1 pseudogene is annotated in these 292 nt (G+C 64.7%); it reads right to left on the reverse strand.

The features are described from left to right. Positions 1–292: pseudogene (locus FDX22_RS29880) on the reverse strand (S49 family peptidase); the annotation flags it as partial.

Genomic DNA, 292 nt, shown 5'->3' on the forward strand with positions numbered 1-292 from the left:
AATCGTTAACGGCATCAGATGCCGGGTTACCTGCAGCCAGCGGTGCCGGTGCCCCCTGCATCAGACGATCCAGCGCAGTGTCACTGCGCGCCTGCGCACTCTGTGGTGCCGCGGCCAGAATGCGGCGGGCCGTTTCCGCGGTCATGCCGGGGGTTTCTGCCAGTACGCGCGCCTGTTCTTCGCGTCCGTGTGCCTCCTCACAGTTGAGGATCCCCATAATGCGGCTGTTTTCTGCCGCAACCGCTGCGGTGATCTGCGCGTTCACGTCCGGCTGCGCTGCGCTGGCATTTTC

The organism is Citrobacter sp. TBCS-14, assembly GCF_005280805.1.
Taxonomy (GTDB): domain Bacteria; phylum Pseudomonadota; class Gammaproteobacteria; order Enterobacterales; family Enterobacteriaceae; genus Citrobacter; species Citrobacter gillenii.